The sequence below is a fragment of the Streptomyces sp. NPDC041122 genome (assembly GCF_055592445.1).
Genome location: NZ_JBVIYQ010000008.1, coordinates 160,211 through 174,806 on the forward strand (window position 1 = coordinate 160,211; position 14,596 = coordinate 174,806).

A 14,596-nucleotide genomic window follows, 5' to 3' on the forward strand; every position below is an offset into this window, starting at 1 on the left:
CGCATGCCCACGCTGATCCTCGTCCGGCACGGACGCTCAACGGCCAACACCGCCGGCCTGCTCGCCGGGTGGACCCCCGGAGTGGCCCTCGACGAGCGCGGCACCGCGCAGGCCGCCGCGCTCCCCGAGCGGCTGGCCCCGCTGCCCGTCGCCGAGGTCGTCACGAGCCCGCTGCAGCGCTGCCGGGAGACCGTCGCGCCGCTGCTCGCCGCCCGGCCCGGGCTCCAGGCGCACCAGGAGGACCGCATCGGCGAGTGCGACTACGGCGACTGGTCCGGCCGCAAGCTCGCCGAGCTCGCCGACGAGCCGCTGATGGAGGTCGTCCAGCGGCACCCGTCGGCCGCCGCGTTCCCCGGCGGCGAGTCCATGCGCGCCATGCAGACCCGGGCGGCCGAGGCGGTCCGCGAGTGGAACGCGCGCGTGGAGCGCGAGCACGGCGAGGACGCCGCCTATCTGATGTGCTCGCACGGCGACATCATCAAGTCCCTCGTCGCGGACGCCCTCGGGCTCCACCTCGACCTCTTCCAGCGCATCTCCGTGGAGCCCTGTTCCGTCACCGTGATCCGCTACACGCGGCTGCGCCCCTTCCTCGTACGCCTGGGGGACACCGGTGACTTCGCCTCGCTCGCGCCGCGCGAGGAGCCGCCCGGCGACGACGCGACGGTGGGGGGCGGTGCGGGCGCACCGTGATCGTCACGCGCAGTAGGGTGAGGCGGGCCGCGGCAGCCCCCGCACCGTGCCGGTAGCCGTACCGCCGTCGCGAGGGAACTGTCGCGACCCCCGTACTTTGCAGTCGATCAATGGAGACAGGACGTGTCCCGTCAGGTGTTCCTCTACGACCCGCCGGAGCGTTTCGTCGCGGGAACGGTCGGGCTGCCCGGACGGCGTACCTTCTTCCTCCAGGCCTCCGCGGGGATGCGGGTGACCAGCGTCGCCCTGGAGAAGACCCAGGTGGCCGCGCTCGCCGAGCGCATGGAGGAGCTCCTCGACGAGGTCGTGCGCCGCAGCGGGGGCAGCGCCGCGGTGCCGGCCGTCACCCCCTCCGAGGTCACCGACAGCGCGCCGCTCGACTCGCCCGTCGAGGAGGAGTTCCGCGTCGGCACGATGGCGCTCGCCTGGGACGGCGAGGAGGAGCGGATGATCGTCGAGGCGCAGGCCCTCGTGGAGCTGGACGCGGACTCCGAGGACGACCTCGCCGAGGCGGAGGAAAGGCTCCTGCAGGACGAGGAGAACGGTCCGCCGATGCTCCGGGTCCGGCTCACCGGTGCGCAGGCCCGCGCCTTCGCCAAGCGCGCCCTCGACGTCGTCAACGCCGGCCGCCCGCCGTGCCCGCTGTGCAGCCTGCCGCTCGACCCGGAAGGACACGTATGCCCGCGCCAGAACGGATACCGGCGGGGAGCGTGAACGCCGACGCCGTCCCGCTCCTCGCCCACGGGGAGCTGACCGTGCGCGGGCGCATCCGGGAGGCCTCGAACGCGGTGCTCTACTGCACGGTCGCGTACGAGGGCCGGGAGGCCGCCTGCGTCTACAAGCCGGTCGCCGGGGAGCGCCCGCTGTGGGACTTCCCCGACGGCACGCTCGCGCAGCGCGAGGTCGCCGCGTACGAGGTGTCGCAGGCCACCGGCTGGGAGCTGGTGCCGCCGACCGTGCTGCGGGAGGGGCCGCACGGCCAGGGCATGTGCCAGCTGTGGATCGAGGGCTCCGACGACGTGGAGCTGCTCGCCCTGGTCGACGGCGAGGAGCCGGGCGAGGGCTGGAAGGCGGTCGGACTCGCGCAGGTCGACGAGGAGCGGACGGCGCTCCTGGTGCACGCGGACGACGCGCGGCTGCGCCGGCTCGCCGTCCTCGACGCCGTGATCAACAACAGCGACCGCAAGGGCGGCCACCTGCTGGCCTCCGGCGGCCACCTCTGGGGCATCGACCACGGGGTCACCTTCCACGCCGAGAACAAGCTGCGGACGCTGCTGTGGGGGTGGGCGGGGGAGCCCCTGACGGACGAGGCCGTCGAGGTCCTCCAGGGCCTGCGGGACGGCCTCAAGGAGGGCGCCGCGCTCGCCGAGCGGCTGGCCGTGCTGATCACCGGGGCGGAGACCGAGGCCCTGCGCGCCCGGGTGGCGGAGCTGCTGCGGTCGGGACGTCACCCGGAGCCGACCGGGGACTGGCCGCCGATTCCCTGGCCACCGGTGTAGCCCGCGGGGCACCGCACGCCGGCCCGGCGGGGCCCCGCACAACCGGCGCGCTCGCGCAAGAGTGACCGGCCGGCCACCGATTCGTTGATCCCCACTCGTATGCGGACGCCCCGTCCGGTTAGGCTCATGGCATGCATGCCTGGCCCGCTTCTGAGGTCCCCGCCCTTCCTGGCAAGGGCCGCGACCTCCGGATCCACGACACCGCGACCGGTGAGCTCGTCACCCTCGACCCCGGTCCCGTCGCCCGTATCTACGTCTGCGGCATCACCCCGTACGACGCGACCCATATGGGTCACGCGGCGACCTACAACGCGTTCGACCTCGTGCAGCGCGTGTGGCTCGACACCAAGCGGCAGGTTCACTACGTCCAGAACGTGACCGACGTGGACGACCCGCTCCTGGAACGCGCCACCCGCGACGGCAAGGACTGGGTCGAGCTCGCCGAGGGCGAGACCGCGCTCTTCCGCGAGGACATGACCGCACTGCGGCTCCTGCCGCCGCAGCACTACATCGGAGCCGTCGAGGCGATACCCGGCATCGTGCCGCTCGTCGAACGGCTCCGCGACATGGGCGCCGCCTACGAGCTCGACGGCGACGTCTACTTCTCCGTCGAGTCCGACAGCCACTTCGGGGAGGTGTCCGGGCTCGACACGGCCGCGATGAAGCTGCTCTCCGCCGAGCGCGGCGGCGACCCCGAGCGGCCCGGCAAGAAGAACCCGCTCGACCCGATGCTCTGGATGGCCGCCCGCGAGGGCGAGCCGAGCTGGGACGGCGCCAGCCTGGGCCGTGGCCGGCCCGGCTGGCACATCGAGTGTGTGGCCATCGCCCTCGAACACCTCGGGATGGGCTTCGACGTGCAGGGCGGGGGGTCGGATCTCGCCTTCCCGCACCACGAGATGGGCGCGTCCCACGCCCAGGCGCTGACCGGGGAGTACCCCTTCGCCAAGGCGTACGTGCACGCGGGCATGGTCGCCCTGGACGGCGCGAAGATGTCGAAGTCCAAGGGCAACCTCGTCTTCGTCTCGCGGCTGCGGCGCGACGGGGTCGACCCGGCGGCGATCCGGCTCGCCCTGCTCGCGCACCACTACCGTGCGGACTGGGAGTGGACGGACGCGGTTCTCGACGAGGCCGTCGAGCGGCTCGGGCGCTGGCGTGCGGCCGTGTCCCGTCCCGACGGACCCGCCGCCGAGGGGCTCGTCGAGGAGATCCGCGAGGCCCTCGCCAACGACCTGGACGCGCCGGCCGCGCTCGCCGCGGTCGACCGCTGGGCCGCGGAGCAGGCTGCCGCCGGCGGGACGGACGAGGGCGCGCCCGGGGTCGTGTCCCGCGCCGTCGACGCGTTGCTTGGCGTGGCCTTGTAGCGGTTGTCCTGTGCGGTTGTCCTGTGCGGTTGTCCTGTGCTGGGGTCGATCGCCCTTCGGGCTCGTCCTCAAACGCCGGACGGGCTTGAGGATTCGCTGCGTCGGGCTGGAGGGGCTGTCGTCCTGTGCTGAGGTCGGTCGCCCTTCGGGCTCGTCCTCAAGCGCCGGACGGGCTTGAAGGGCCCCGCTGCGGTGGGCTGGAACCGCAGGCAGGCCTCGGACAGGCTGAAAGTCCCCCCTCCGCCATGGGCCGCTCCAGGAAATCCACGAGCGGCCCAGCAAAGTCCATGGCCCCGGGGCCCGTTCAGGCGCTAGACCTCCGCCATGAGATCTTCCACGCGCTTCAGATCGGTGGCCGCCGCCGCTTTCCTGGGCCTGCTCGCCGTGTTCGCCGGGCCCGGTGGGGCGGCGGAGGCTGCCGATGAGTCCGCGACCACGGTCGGTGACGTCACCGGGTTCGATGCCGACGGGTCCGTCTACCACTTGACCGCGGGCCGGGCCGAGGCCCGCGTCAGCTTCGTGTCCGCGGAGACGTTCCGGCTCGAGCTCGCCCCGGACGGGAAGTTCACCGACCCCGCGGGCAAGGACATCGTCCTGCCGCAGGGCGACCCGCCCCGCACCCAGTGGAAGGACAAGGGCGACCGTTACGAGCTGAGCACCTCCGCGGTGACCCTGCGCGCCTACAAGTCGCCGCTCCGGTTCGCGCTGTACCGCGCCGACGGGAGCCGCGTCTGGGCCGAGTCCAAGGGGCTCTCCTGGACCGACGACGCCACCACGCAGAGCCTCGCGCGCGGCGCCGACGAGCAGTTCTACGGCGCCGGCATGCAGAACGGCCGCGGCAACACCTCGCACCGCGGCAAGAAGGTCGAGGTCGGCGTCGACTACAACTGGGACGACGGCGGGCACCCCAACTCCGTGCCCTTCTACCTGTCTTCGGCCGGGTACGGCGTCTTCCGGAACACCTACGCGCCCAACACCTACGACTTCGCCGAGCCGGTGACCGCCACCGCGAAGGAACAGCGTTTTGACGCCTACTACTTCGCCGGGCGCGGCGGCGACGCGGCCAAGGACGTCATCGGGCAGTACACGAAACTCACCGGCAAGCCCTTCATGCCGCCCGTCTACGGCATGGAGATCGGTGACGCCGACTGCTATCTGCACAACGCCAACCGCGGGGAACGCCACACCCTGGACGCCCTCGACGTCGCCGACGGCTACGTGAAGAACGACATGCCCAACGGGTGGATGCTCGTCAACGACGGCTACGGCTGCGGCTACGAGAACCTCTCCGAGGTCTCCAAGGGCCTCGCCGAGCGCAAGATGAAGACGGGGCTGTGGACCGAGGACGGCCTCGACAAGATCGCCGAACAGGTCAAGGCGGGCCAGCGCGTCGCCAAGCTCGACGTCGCCTGGGTCGGCGACGGTTACCAGAAGGCCCTCGACGGCTGCAAGGACGCCTACCGGGGCATCGAGGACAACAGCGACGCCCGCGGCTTCACCTGGGCCCCGGAGAGCTGGTCGGGCGCGCAGCGCTGCGGTGTGCAGTGGTCCGGCGACCAGAGCGGCAGCTGGGAGTACATCCGCTGGCAGATCCCGACGTACGCCGGGTCGACCATGTCCGGCATGGCGTACACGACCGGTGACGTCGACGGCATCTTCGGCGGCAGCCCCAAGACGTACGTACGCGATCTGCAGTGGAAGATGTTCCTGCCCGTCACGATGACGATGGACGGGTGGGCCGCCAGCGACAAGCAGCCCTTCCGCCAGGGCGAGCCCTACACCTCCATCAACCGCACGTACCTGAAGCTGCACGAGTCGCTGCTGCCCTACCTCTACTCCTACGCCCATGAGGCGACCAAGACCGGAGTGGGCGCGGTGCGGCCGCTGGCCCTGGAGTACCCGGACGATCCGAAGGCCGCGACCGACGCCGCCAAGTACGAGTTCCTGACCGGTGAGGACTTCCTCGTCGCGCCCGTCTACAAGGACACCACCACGCGGGACGGCATCTATCTGCCCAAGGGCACCTGGACCGACTACTGGACCGGGCGGACCTACCAGGGGCCGACCACCGTCGACGGCTACAGCGCGCCCCTTGACACCCTGCCGCTGTTCGTGAAGGGCGGCGCGAGCGTGCCGATGTGGCCGGGCGGCATCCGCTCCTACCAGGACCGGAAGGCCGGCTCGCCGCTCGCCTGGGACATCTACCCGCAGGGCCGGTCCTCCTTCGAGCTGTACGAGGACGACGGCGTGACCCGGCAGCACCGCGACGGGAAGTACGCCACGCAGCGCGCGGACGTGCGGGCACCCCGCTCGGGCGCGGGTGACGTGCGCGTGCGGATCGGCGCGAGCAAGGGCGGGTTCGCGGGGAAGCAGTCCGGCCGGCCGTACGCGTTCACGCTGCACACCGGGGACGCGCCGAGCCGGGTCGGGCTCGACGGGCACCGGCTGCCGCGGCTCGCGTCGCGGGGCGCGTACGACAAGGCCGCGCAGGGCTGGTTCTACGACCGGGACGACCGGGGCGGGGTCGTGAAGGTGAAGACGGCCTCCCGCCGCACCGACCGCTCCTTCGAGCTGACCCTCGACGACACCAGCGCCGTCGGCGGGGCAGTGCCCGGCGCCACCGCCGCGGTGAGCGTCCCGGCGGGCCAGGAGCTCGGCGCGGGCACGCCCGGCAAGGTCACCGTCGACGTCACGGCGGGCACGAAGGACGCCACCGGCGTCGAGGTCACCCTCGACGCCCCGAAGGGGTGGACCGTACAGGCCGCCGAGGTCGACCGTGTCCGCGCGGGCGCCACCCGCCGCGTGGAGCTCGCCGTCACTCCGGCCAAGGACGCAGGCCCGGGCGACCTGCCGCTCACCGCGCGCGCCCGCTACCGCTCGGCGGGCCAGGAACGCACCGCTACCGGACGGTTCGCGCTCGGCGTGATGCCCGAGGCGCCCGGCAAGGACACCTGGGCGAGCGACATGGTGTGGCTGAAGTCCACCAACGGCTACGGTCCCGCCGAACACGACCGCAGCAACGGCGAGTCGGGCGCTGGCGACGGCAAGACGCTGGCGCTGGCCGGAAAGACGTACGAGAAGGGGATCGGCACGCACGCCGACTCCGAGATCGAGGTCTACGCGGGCGGTCGCTGCTCGCAGTTCACCGCGGACGCCGGCATCGACGACGAGATCAACGGCTACGGGGAGGTGGCCTTCTCGGTCGAGGCCGACGGCAAGGTGCTGTGGACCTCACCGAAGGTGACGGGCGCGTCGGCGACCGTGCCGGTCGACGTCGACGTGCGCGGGGCCCGGCACGTGCGGCTGAAGGTGAGCGACACCAACGGCTCCAAGAGCGGGGACCACGCGGACTGGGCCGCGGCCCGGTTCACCTGCGCGTAGCGAGCCGCGCACGTGAGGTGCGCGCACAGGGAGCGGCGCCGGGCGGGAAGGTCTCCGCCCGGCGCCGCCGTGTGCTCACGCGAGGTGCGTGCGTCTCACACGGTCACTTGGTGACCACGATGGCCAGCAGGTAACCGGGGTTGCCGGTGTCGTAGTAGCCGAGCACCTGCTGCCCGAAGGCGAACGCCTCCTGGACCTCGTCGTGGGTCTGCGGGCTGGGATTGACGAACGCGCGCCAGGCGTTGTCGACGTGCAGGTAGAGGATCGACGCCTGACCGGGCAGCGGCTGGACGACGTCCCAGAACGCCGTCGCGACGTTGGACGCGAGCGCCTGGGTGGAGATCTCCGGCGCGTGCGCCTGCGGGATCTGCTGCTCCTGTTCCTGGCCGAACTGCTGGAGCAGGTGCTGGAAGGGCTCCTGCCGGCCGAGGTGCTGGAGCTGCTGGCGCAGCTGAGGCGGGACCTGCTGCATGCCTTGCTGGCCCTGGTTGTCCTGCTGGCCCTGGAAGCCGCCTTGCTGGCCCGGGACGCCTTGCTGGGGCCCGAACTGCTGCTGGCCGGGCTGCTGTTGGCCGTACTGCTGCTGTCCGTACTGCTGGTGGTCCTGCCGGCCCTGTCGGCCTTGCTGCGGCGGAGCCGTGCTGGGGCTCTGCTGTTGGCCGTACTGCTGCTGGCCGGGCTGCTGTTGGCCGTACTGGCCTTCCTGTTGCTGGCCCAACTGACTCATCTGCGGGGTGGTGCTCATGCGGGTGCCACCTTCCCTCAATGGTTGTGGTCCTTCAGGAGTGCTGGAGCAGGCGTACCGGTGCCCTGCTGCGTGCGGTGCTGCTCAGCCCGCGACGACCAGGCCGACGACCTCGTCGTCCGAGAACCAGACGCGTACGTCCGGCCGGCCCCCGGCGAAGGCGGTGTGCACCGCCTGCCGCGTCTCGGGCGACGGGTTGTCGAGGTTGCGCCACTGGCCGGCCACGAACAGCCGGATACGGGGCGGGAGTTCCGGTGGATAGGGGAGCAGCTCGTCCCAGTAGCGCTCGGCCTGCCCGGAACCCACCGCCGACGGCAGCAGCTTCGCCACCGCCGCCTTGATGTCGGGGCGGTTGCCGATCCGCTGCGAGGCGGGCCTGCCCGGCGCGTCCTGCTGCGGCGAACCCGTGGCGCGCAGCACCTCGCGGGCCCGGTCCGGCGTCATCGGGGGCCTGCCCGCCGCCTTCAGGATGCCCTGCAGCGCGGCCAGCGCGCCGACCACGATCGGCGAGGCGGAGGACGTGCCGGAGAACGTGTCCGTGTACCAGGCGAGCTCCTCGGCGCCGCCCTGCAGATCGCCGGGCCCGTCCCAGGAGCCGCCGGTCGACGTGGTCTCCCGGCCCCAGCCCTGCGCGTCCACGCGGGCGCCGTAGTTGGAGAAGGCGAGCCGTGAGCGGTCGGGGCCGTGGTCGCGGCCGTGGGTGCCGGGCGGCGGGGCGCCCGCGCCGACCAGGACCGCGCCGGAGGAGCGGTTGGCGGGGTTGAAGGGGTTGCGCCACCAGGACGGGAAGCCGTCGGGGCGGCGCTCGTAGACGGCGTCGTCCAGCGACTGGGCGCCGTTGCCCGCCGCGCCCACCACGAGCACGCCCTTGGCGGTGGCGTACCGCACCGCGGCGTAGTCGTCGGGCCACCACTCGATGGCGATGTAGCCCTGCTGGTCGTCGCGGTCCTCGAAGTCGAACTTCGGCCCCGGGCGGTGCAGTTCGAGCAGGATGACGTCGCCGGGGCTCAGCCGCTCGGCCGCGGCGTGGAGGGTGGCCGCGGTGCCGAGGGGCTGGAAGGAGGCGGCCGCCGTCACGGCCTCCGGCGCGATGCCGGTGATGCCGAGGGTGTTGCGGTCGCCGCCGATGACGCCGATCACGGCGGTGCCGTGGTTGCGCCAGGCCACGTCTTCGATCGGGGTGCCGATGACGACCCCCGCGAGCTTCGCGGCGAGGTCCTCGTGGCGCAGCTGCCAGGCGCCCTCGATGTCCACGACGGTGACGCCCTCGCCGGAGCCGCCGAGGCGCTGCCAGGCCCAGGGGGCGTCGACGCCCTCGGGCGCCGGCTTCAAGTACCCCTGGCGGCTGGTGAAGTCGGGCGTGACGGGCATGCCCTCCTTGCGGCGCCGGGCCGTGTCGCCGACGTCGTGCGGCCGGGTCGACGAGGAGTCGACGGCGGCGGGTACGGCGCCGGGCTTCACGTACGCCGTGTCGATGCCCGGCAGCGCCGCCATCCGCGAGCGCAGTTCCTCGGGCCGGTCCGCGCCACCGCGCACGCGGTAGAAGAGGGCCAGGTCGGGGAGGTCCTCCTCGTCGGCGGACGAGGGAGCGGCGGCCCGCAGCCGGTCCTCGTTGCCGAACAGGGGCTCCAGGGTGAGCTGTTCGTCGGACAGGAACATGTTGAGGGCCGACACGTCGGCACCGGAGGCCGAGCGGACGTCCCGCTCGCCGGTGCGCAGCCGGGCCTCGGGCCGGGCGACGACGATCAGCTCCGGCTCGGTGCCGCGGTAGGTGAATCCTGTCCCGTCGGGGCCCGGACCTCGCGCTCCGGGGTCCCGTGCCGGGTCTGCCTGTTCGGTCATCGCTTCACCGCTCCCTTCCGTCCGTCGGGTGCCGTGCTGTGCGCTGCGTCAGGTCTACGGGGCACACCCTGCTACGGCAGGACGGAACCGTCCACCCCTGTTTTGAGCAATGGAGTTTGAGGGTTAGTTGAAGCGGGAAGCCCGTGCAATTCGGCCATGAACGGCAGATCAGTCATGAACAGCACAAGCGCGAACAGTGCAAGGGGGCGGCACCGGTACGGGTGCCGCCCCCTTGCGGGATGCCTGACCTCAGTCGTCCGAGGAATCCGCCGGACCGGACGACGGCCCGGAGGGACCGGACGACGGGCCGGAGTCGTCGCCGTCGTTCTCGCCCTCGCCGGCCTGCCCCGGCCGCTGGGTCGGCTTCGGCTTCGGGGGCCGGGTGCGGTCGCTGGGGGCGTCCCGCAGATACGCCGCTCCGTCGCCGCCGTCCCGGCGCCGCAGATAACGCTCGAACTCGCGGGCGATGGCCTCGCCCGACGCCTCGGGGAGCTCCGCGGTGTCCCGCGCCTCCTCCAGCGACTGCACGTACTCCGCGACCTCGCTGTCCTCGGCCGCCAGCTGGTCCACGCCCACCTGCCAGGCGCGCGCGTCCTCGGCCAGCTCACCCAGCGGGATGCGCAGGTCGATGAGGTCTTCCAGGCGGTTCAGCAGCGCGAGCGTGGCCTTGGGATTGGGCGGCTGCGACACGTAGTGCGGGACGGCGGCCCAGAGGCTGACGGCGGGGACGCCCGCGTGCGTGCACGCTTCCTGGAGGATGCCGACGATGCCCGTCGGGCCCTCGTACTTCGTCTCCTCCAGGTCCATGGTGCGCGCCAGATCCGGGTCGGAGGTCACACCGCTGACCGGGACCGGGCGGGTGTGCGGGGTGTCGCCGAGCAGCGCACCCATGATGACCACCAGCTCGACGCCCAGTTCGTGCGCGAAGCCGAGGATCTCGTTGCAGAACGACCGCCAGCGCATGGACGGCTCGATGCCCCGCACCAGGACCAGGTCGCGCGGCTTGTCGCCGCCGACGCGGACCACCGAGAGCCGGGTCGTCGGCCAGGTGATCTTGCGCACCCCGCCGTCCAGCCAGACCGTCGGGCGGTTGACCTGGAAGTCGTAGTAGTCCTCGGCGTCGAGCGCCGCGAACACCTCGCCCTTCCACTCCTTGTCGAGATGCGCGACCGCGGCGGAGGCGGCGTCGCCGGCGTCGTTCCAGCCCTCGAACGCGGCCACCATGACCGGGTCGACCAGCTCGGGAACCCCCTCGAGCTCGATCACCCAGGCCTCCTTCCGACGTTCCCTTGCGTACGCCCCAACCTTACGGCGTCGGCGGGGTCCGTCCGCAGCCCCCTTGCGTGGGGGAGTGCGTGATCACTGCCCACGTCCGGGCCCGGGAAACGGCGGCTTCGGGCCGGGTGGCGCCCGGTCCGGGCGCGCGGGCGCCGGGCCCTCACGCAGGGGAGCGGACCGGTGTCAGAGCGTCGAACGCAGCCACTGTTCGACGCTCGCGATGTGCACCGTCGCCCACGACCTGGCCGCCTCGGCGTCCCGGTCCCGCAGGGCGGCGAGGATCGCCCGGTGCTCGCGCAGCGTGCGGCTGACGGCATCCTCCTGGGTCAGGCCGCGCCAGACGCGGGCCCGGGTGGTGGGGCCGGAGAGGCCGTCGAGCAGCGAGCACAGGACGGAGTTGCCGGACGACTGCACGATGCCGCGGTGGAACTCCAGGTCACAGCCGACCAGCTCCTCCACGGACGGCGCCTCGCCCAGGGCGTCCAACTGCTCGCTCAGCGCGTCCAGTTCGGCGTCGGAGATGTGGGCGCAGGCCATCGCCGTGGCGGCCGGTTCCAGGATGCGGCGCACCGCGAGGAACTCCAGGACCGTGTCGTCGCGGTGGAAGTCGACGACGAAGCTCAGCGCTTCCAGAAGGAGTTGGGGATCCAGACTGGTGACGTACGTGCCGTCGCCCTGGCGTACGTCGAGGATGCGGATCAGCGCGAGCGCGCGTACCGCCTCGCGCAGCGAGTTGCGCGAAAGGCCCAGCTCGGCGGCGAGTTCGCTCTCCTTGGGCAGCCGGTCGCCGGGGCGCAGGGCGCCCGAGACGATCATGCCCTTGATCTTCTCGATGGCCTCGTCGGTGACAGCCATGGGGACCTCGCCTCGCCCGTCAAAAGTGCCGAATAGACATCCGATGTATCTGGCGATTATGGCCCGCCGCGCACCCACCCCGCACGGGAGTAAGGGGAATGCCCCTTTTCCTGGACGGCGGGTCAGCCGAAGCGCTCGATCCTGATCCGGTCCACCGGCTGACCGCCCTCCACCAGCAGCCGCGACGCGTGCTCCGCGAATCCGTTGGAGCCGCAGATGTACGCCTCCCAGCCGCCCTCGGGCCGCCCGTCCGCATCCAGCAGGCCCGCCAAGTGGCCCGCGTTCAGACGGCCTTCGGAGCGGGTGAGGACCACGGTGGTCTCCTCGCCGTACTCGTCCGCGTAGATCAGGTCCTGTGGCGTGCGCGCCGAGACGATCAGCCGCAGCGGGACGTCGAGCCCCGCGAGACGGCGGTGGCGGACCATCGACATCAGCGGCACCACGCCCGATCCTGCCCCGAGCAGCAGGGCGGGACGGTCGCCCGGCCAGGCGAAGAACCCGGCCAGCGGCCCGCGCACCTCGACCGTGTCGCCGACGCGCGCCACGGTGTGCAGATGCCCCGACACCTCGCCGTCCCGCACCTGGTCGAGGGTCAGCTCGATCTCGCCGCCGCCGTCCGGGGCCGAGGCGATCGAGTAGTGCCGCTGGGCGATATAGCCGTCCTCGGCGGTGAGGCGCAGCATCAGGTGCTGACCCGGGACGTGCCCCTCCCACTCGGGGACCTTCAGCCGGAAGGTGGCGGCGCGCGGCGTCTCACGGCGGACCCCCACGATCATCGCGCGCTGCCACACGGCGGCCGAACGGCTCTCCACATCGATGCGGCCGGGCACGGCGAACGCCGTCGGCGGCACGAACGGCGCCGCCGCGGAGCCGTCACCGTATGAGAAATCAGTCACCGGAGTAGCGCTCCTCGGCCCAGGGGTCGCCCCGGTGGTGGTAGCCGTTCTGCTCCCAGAAGCCGGGCTCCTCGCGGTCGGTGACGCGCAGCCCCGCGACCCACTTGGCGCTCTTCCAGAAGTACAGGTGGGGGACGATCAGCCGGGCCGGGCCGCCGTGCTCGGCGGGCAGCGGCTCGTCGCCGTACTCCCACACGATCCACGCCCGGCCGCCCGTCACGTCGGCCAGCGGAAGGTTGGTCGTGTAGCCGGTGTGCGCGTACGCGATGACGTGCGTCGCCCCGGCGAGCGGGCGGGCCTCGGCGAGGAAGGTGTCCAGGCTCACCCCGCCGAACCGCACCCCGAACTTGGACCAGCTCGTGACGCAGTGGATGTCGCCCCGGTACTCGGCGGCGGGCAGCGCGTGCGCCTCGTCCCAGCTCCAGGTGCGCGGGGCCGCGACCATGCCGTCGACGCGGAACGTCCAGTCGGCGGCGGCCAGGTGCGGGGTCACCTCGGCGGACAGGACGGGCCAGGTGTCGCCCGCGTCGTACTGCCCGGGCGGCAGCCGCGGGTCGCGGTCGGCGGCGCGGGAGCGGCCGGTGAAGCCGCGGGTGGGCTCGAAACCGGTGCCGGGGGTCATCCGGCCCCCGCCTCGGTGCGGTCCGCCTCGTCCGTGTCGCCCGCGCGGTCCCCGGTCCCGGCCGCCGCTGCGGTCAGGTCCCGCAGGACGGCCGCCTCGTCGAGGGTGAGCAGGACCCGGTCGCGCATCAGGACGCGCCCGTCCACCACGGTGTCCCGGACGTCGGCGGCCGCGGCCGCGTACGCCAGCGTCGACCACGGGTCGTGCCGGGGCGCGAGGTGCGGCCGCCGCAGGTCGAGCACGATCAGGTCGGCGCGCTTGCCGGCCTCCAGCGACCCCAGCTGGTCGTCGAGGCCGAGGGCCCGCGCCGACTCGGCGGTCGCCATCCGCACCGCCTGCTCGGCGCCGACCGCGGTGGGGTCGCCGCCCGCCTTGTGCACGAGCGCGGCCACGTTCACCGCGCCCAGCAGGTCCAGCGTGTTGGAGCTCACGGCGCCGTCCGTGCCGAGGCCCACCGTGACGCCCGCGTCGAGCAGCTCGGGCACCCGCGCGATGCCGCAGCCCAGCTTCAGGTTGGACACCGGGCAGTGCGCGACGCCCGTACCCGTGCGGGCCAGCGTCGCGATCTCCGCGTCGGCGAGGTCGACGGCGTGCGCGAGCAGCGTGTCCGGGCCGAGCACCCCGAGCGAGTCGAGGAGTTCCACCGGCCGCATGCCGTGCTGCTCGGTGACGACGCCCACCTCGCCCGCGTTCTCCGCGGCGTGCAGGTGCAGCAGCGCGCCGTGCTCGCGGGCCAGCGCGGCGATCGCCGTCAGCTGCTCGGGTGCCAGGGTGTACGCGGAGTGCGCGAAGAGGACCGGGCGGGTGCCCGGCGCCGGCGTGCGGGCGGCCAGGTCGGCGGTGGCCCAGCCGAGCCGCTCCGCGTAGGGGCGCCCGTCGGGCGGGCCCGGCACGTCCATGAAGGTGGGGCCGGTGAGCAGCCGCCACCCCGCCTCGCGGGCCGCGGCCTCGGCCGCCTCGTGGAACCAGTACATGTCCAGCGCGGTCGTGACGCCGCCGCGCACGGACTCCGCGATCGCGCCGCGGATGCCCGCCGTCACCGTCGCCGGGGAGAGCAGCCCGGCCTCGCGCGGGATCACCCGGGCGAGGAACCCCTGGAGCGTGACGTCGTCGGCGATGCCGCGCAGCAGCGTCATCGCCAGATGGGTGTGCGTGTTGATCAGGCCCGGCAGCACGAGGCAGCCGCGCGCGTCGATCTCCTCGGCCGCCTCGTACGTCGTGCGCAGCCGCTCGGCGGGGCCCACCTCGACGACGCGGCCCGCGCGGACGGCGACCGCGCCGTCCGTCACGACGGTGCCCGCGGCGTCGACGGTCAGTACGTCGCCGCCGTGCACCAGCAGGTCGATGGAGCCGCCGCGGTCCTGGGCCGGCAGGTCGGTGGGGTGCATCGCTTCCGTTCTTTCGCGCGGGTCGTCCGGGGGCGCGGG

12 protein-coding genes are annotated in these 14,596 nt (G+C 73.0%); 5 read left to right on the forward strand and 7 right to left on the reverse strand.

Features of this window, described 5'->3' with window-relative positions:
- The first annotated feature begins 3 nt into the window (after positions 1–3).
- From ACZ6B8_RS27410 to ACZ6B8_RS27430, 5 genes are all read left to right on the forward strand, one after another.
- Complete coding sequence (locus ACZ6B8_RS27410; protein WP_471609013.1) at positions 4–690, forward strand: histidine phosphatase family protein; 687 nt, start codon at positions 4–6, stop codon at positions 688–690.
- Positions 691–813: 123 nt separating this feature from the next.
- A complete protein-coding gene (locus ACZ6B8_RS27415) occupies positions 814–1,404 on the forward strand; it encodes a DUF3090 domain-containing protein (RefSeq protein ID WP_471080454.1) in 591 nt (196 codons plus the stop codon).
- Positions 1,368–2,189 carry an SCO1664 family protein gene (locus ACZ6B8_RS27420; protein ID WP_471609014.1) on the forward strand — a complete coding sequence of 274 codons (822 nt, stop codon included), beginning with the start codon at positions 1,368–1,370 and terminating at the stop codon, positions 2,187–2,189. Before ACZ6B8_RS27415 ends, ACZ6B8_RS27420 begins: the two co-directional genes overlap by 37 nt.
- A gap of 131 nt (positions 2,190–2,320) precedes the next feature.
- Positions 2,321–3,550 carry a cysteine--1-D-myo-inosityl 2-amino-2-deoxy-alpha-D-glucopyranoside ligase gene (mshC, locus tag ACZ6B8_RS27425; RefSeq protein WP_471080460.1) on the forward strand — a complete coding sequence of 410 codons (1,230 nt, stop codon included), beginning with the start codon at positions 2,321–2,323 and terminating at the stop codon, positions 3,548–3,550.
- Positions 3,551–3,874: 324 nt separating this feature from the next.
- Complete coding sequence (locus tag ACZ6B8_RS27430; RefSeq protein ID WP_471609015.1) at positions 3,875–6,931, forward strand: NPCBM/NEW2 domain-containing protein; 3,057 nt, start codon at positions 3,875–3,877, stop codon at positions 6,929–6,931.
- A 103-nt stretch (positions 6,932–7,034) separates the two neighbouring features.
- On the opposite strand, the gene ACZ6B8_RS27435 is transcribed toward ACZ6B8_RS27430, so the two are convergent.
- The 7 genes from ACZ6B8_RS27435 to ACZ6B8_RS27465 form a co-directional block, all read right to left on the reverse strand.
- Entirely contained in the window at positions 7,035–7,676 is a 642-nt protein-coding gene (locus ACZ6B8_RS27435) for a hypothetical protein (protein ID WP_471080467.1), read from the reverse strand.
- A gap of 84 nt (positions 7,677–7,760) precedes the next feature.
- Positions 7,761–9,518 carry a S8 family peptidase gene (locus ACZ6B8_RS27440; protein ID WP_471609016.1) on the reverse strand — a complete coding sequence of 586 codons (1,758 nt, stop codon included), beginning with the start codon at positions 9,516–9,518 and terminating at the stop codon, positions 7,761–7,763.
- Positions 9,519–9,767: 249 nt separating this feature from the next.
- Entirely contained in the window at positions 9,768–10,784 is a 1,017-nt protein-coding gene (locus ACZ6B8_RS27445) for a PAC2 family protein (protein ID WP_471080473.1), read from the reverse strand.
- Between the two features lie 195 nt (positions 10,785–10,979).
- The gene (locus ACZ6B8_RS27450; protein WP_471080476.1) at positions 10,980–11,651 is read right to left on the reverse strand and encodes a FadR/GntR family transcriptional regulator; all 672 of its coding nucleotides are present in this window, start codon (positions 11,649–11,651) and stop codon (positions 10,980–10,982) included.
- A gap of 122 nt (positions 11,652–11,773) precedes the next feature.
- On the reverse strand, positions 11,774–12,547 hold the full coding sequence (locus ACZ6B8_RS27455) for a ferredoxin reductase (protein ID WP_471609017.1): 774 nt from the start codon (positions 12,545–12,547) through the stop codon (positions 11,774–11,776).
- Complete coding sequence (locus tag ACZ6B8_RS27460) at positions 12,540–13,169, reverse strand: sulfite oxidase-like oxidoreductase (protein ID WP_471080482.1); 630 nt, start codon at positions 13,167–13,169, stop codon at positions 12,540–12,542. Before ACZ6B8_RS27460 ends, ACZ6B8_RS27455 begins: the two co-directional genes overlap by 8 nt.
- Positions 13,166–14,557, reverse strand: a complete 1,392-nt coding sequence (locus ACZ6B8_RS27465; protein WP_471609018.1) for an amidohydrolase — start codon at positions 14,555–14,557, stop codon at positions 13,166–13,168. The genes ACZ6B8_RS27460 and ACZ6B8_RS27465 overlap by 4 nt, the downstream gene beginning before the upstream one ends.
- Between the last annotated feature and the right edge of the window lie 39 nt (positions 14,558–14,596).

Coding starts and splice junctions, on each gene's coding strand:
- ACZ6B8_RS27460 (WP_471080482.1), bottom strand. CDS start 13,169: ATGACCCCCGGCACCGGTTTCGAGCCCACCCGCGGCTTCACCGGCCGC.
- ACZ6B8_RS27420 (WP_471609014.1), top strand. CDS start 1,368: ATGCCCGCGCCAGAACGGATACCGGCGGGGAGCGTGAACGCCGACGCC.
- ACZ6B8_RS27435 (WP_471080467.1), bottom strand. CDS start 7,676: ATGAGCACCACCCCGCAGATGAGTCAGTTGGGCCAGCAACAGGAAGGC.
- ACZ6B8_RS27440 (WP_471609016.1), bottom strand. CDS start 9,518: ATGACCGAACAGGCAGACCCGGCACGGGACCCCGGAGCGCGAGGTCCG.
- ACZ6B8_RS27465 (WP_471609018.1), bottom strand. CDS start 14,557: ATGCACCCCACCGACCTGCCGGCCCAGGACCGCGGCGGCTCCATCGAC.
- mshC (WP_471080460.1), top strand. CDS start 2,321: ATGCATGCCTGGCCCGCTTCTGAGGTCCCCGCCCTTCCTGGCAAGGGC.
- ACZ6B8_RS27450 (WP_471080476.1), bottom strand. CDS start 11,651: ATGGCTGTCACCGACGAGGCCATCGAGAAGATCAAGGGCATGATCGTC.
- ACZ6B8_RS27430 (WP_471609015.1), top strand. CDS start 3,875: ATGAGATCTTCCACGCGCTTCAGATCGGTGGCCGCCGCCGCTTTCCTG.
- ACZ6B8_RS27410 (WP_471609013.1), top strand. CDS start 4: ATGCCCACGCTGATCCTCGTCCGGCACGGACGCTCAACGGCCAACACC.